The organism is Streptomyces sp. NPDC054863, assembly GCF_053610825.1.
In genome coordinates, this window is sequence record NZ_JBSGZD010000523.1 from 1 (window position 1) to 2,414 (window position 2,414).

General features: G+C 72.5%; 2 protein-coding genes. One reads left to right on the top strand and one right to left on the bottom strand.

From position 1 onward, the window contains the following. A partial coding sequence (locus ACWGIG_RS38535) for a hypothetical protein (RefSeq protein WP_453326388.1) occupies positions 1–582 on the bottom strand: 582 nt, incomplete at its 3' end. A 311-nt stretch (positions 583–893) separates the two neighbouring features. Between ACWGIG_RS38535 and ACWGIG_RS38540 the strand changes: the two genes are divergently transcribed. After that, on the top strand, positions 894–2,414 hold a 1,521-nt coding region (locus tag ACWGIG_RS38540), incomplete at its 3' end, for an FAD-dependent monooxygenase (RefSeq protein WP_453326389.1).

Consider the following 2,414-nt stretch of genomic DNA (forward strand, 5'->3'; position numbering starts at 1 on the left):
GTACCAGGAGCCGCCGACCGCGAGCACCACGAGGGCCACGCCGCCGGCGACCTGGGTGCTGTCCATGCCGTCGATGCTGCCGCCGAGTCCGCCGCGCACCCCTCGTACGGGAGAAGCGGACGTGAGGGGAGAAGCGGACGTGACGGGGGAGGCGGAGGTGACCGGGGAGACGGAGGTGGCCGGGGTCGGCAGGGAGGTCGAGCTGGTCGTCGGGAGGGAGCCGCCGCCCTCGACGGCCAGCGAGGCGGCGCCCTTGGTGCCGTTGCAGGAGAACGCCACGTCGTACACGGCGCCGGGCTTGGAGTCCCAGTCGACGGTCGCCCTGCCGGACTGCCCGGCCGGGATGAGCACGGTGTCGAAGACCCCGGAGGTGACGGTCGCGGCGCCGGGGCACCCGGTGGCGGTGAGGGTGACCTGGCCGCCGGGCGCGATGGTGGAGGGCGTCACGGAGAACCTGTACGCGCTGCCGGCCCCCGTCGTGCTGTCGCCGTCCGCCGCGGAGGCGGGAGAGACGGCGCAGGTCAGAGCGGCGATGCCGACGGCGGTCGCCGCCGCGGTGGATGCGAGCCGTGTCGCGCGCATGGTGAATCCTCCGGGTCCCCGAGGAGCAGCGGCGGAACGGTTTTCCACTCATCTGTCGGAAATGCGCCTCGATATCCGAAACGCTAGGAGGGCCCCGTGCGACCCGCGATCACAGTCGCGCGAATGGGGCAAGGAAGTCCCCCGGTCGGCCCCGGGGCAAGGGGCGGGCGGCACCGGACGGACCGCCGGGAAAATAACATTACTGAGTTGCATTTGATTCTCGGTTGTGTTTTTCTTCGTGCGGCGGACATGCGGCGTGGACGTGCGGCGTGACCGTCCCGCAGAACGAAGCGTGCAACGGAGGAGCAGACATGACTGGTGTGCTGATCGTGGGATCCGGGCCGACCGGGCTGACCCTGGCGTGTGACCTGGCCCGGCGCGGCGCCGAGGTGCGGATCGTCGACAAGTCCCCCGAATTTCCCCGGAGTTCACGGGCCAAGGGCCCCAATCCCCGCAGCCTCGAAGTGCTGGAGGACCTCGGTGTCCTACAAGAGGTGCTCGCCGCCGGCTGCGCCCCTCTCCCCATGCGCAAGTACCGCGACGGGAAGGTCGTCGCCGACACCGACCCGTACGCGACGCAGCGGCCGACCCCCGCCGCCCCCTACGACCGGGGACGGCTCCTCCCGCAGTGGAAGCTGGAGGAGCTCCTCCGCACCCGGCTGGCCGGGTACGGCGTGCACGTCGAACTGGGCACGGAAATCGTCTCGTACGCACAGCGCGGCGACCGGATCCTCGCCGAGGCCGCCACCGGCCACGTCATCGAGGCGGACTACCTGGTCGGGTGCGACGGCGGACACAGCTCGGTCCGCGCCCTCATGGGCGCCTCCTTCGACGGCACCACGCACGACACCCAGCTGATGGTCAACGGCGATGTCGCGCTGGAGGGCCCGCCGGAGGGCGGCGGACAGCTCGCCCGCGACGTCTGGCACCAGTGGTTCGACGAGGACGGCGCCGTGATGCTCTGCCCGATCCCGGGCACCGACAACCTCTGGTGGTTCCAGGCGGGACCCGAGTCCGACGCCGACGGCAAACCCGTGCCCCCGTCCCGGGAGAGCTTCCAGCGGCTCTTCGACCGGCACGCCCGCATCCCCGGCGTCCGCCTCACCGACGCCGCGCTGCTCTCCACGTACCGGGTCAACGTGCGCATGGCCGACCGCTTCCGCGACGGCCGGGTCTTCCTCGCGGGCGACGCCGCGCACGTCCACCCGATCGCGGGCGGCCTCGGGATGAACACCGGCATCCAGGACGCCTTCAACCTGGGCTGGAAACTCGCCGCCGTCCTCGCCGGACGGGCCGGCGAGGAGCTTCTCCTCACCTACGAGGAGGAACGCCTGCCCGTCGCCGCCTGGACGCTCGACACGTCGTCGGAGCGGCTGGCAGCGGTCATGGAGGCGATCAAGAAGCCCGGCGGCGGCCTGGACGCGGGCCTGACCGAGGAGGCCGACACCCTCGGCTACCGCTGGAGCTCGCTCTCCGCCCGGGGCACGGCGGCCTCCACCACTCTCCAGGCCGGTGACCGCGCCCCGGACGCCCCGTGCACGGACACGGCGACCGGCGTTCCCCGCCGCCTCTTCGAAGCGTTCGCAGGACCGCACTTCACCCTCCTCGGCTTCGGCGGGAGCGCGGCGGCTGCGCTGAAGGAGGTGGCCGAGGAGGCGGCCGGAACCGTACGGACGTACCCGGTGGACGCCGGTCCGCACGGCGGCCTGAGCGACGACGGCGGTCACGCCAGGGCGGCGTACGGCATTGAGGGCGACGCCCTGGTCCTGATCCGGCCGGACGGCCACGTGGCGCTGTTCGCCGCGGCGGACGACCGGGACGCGGTGCTCGGC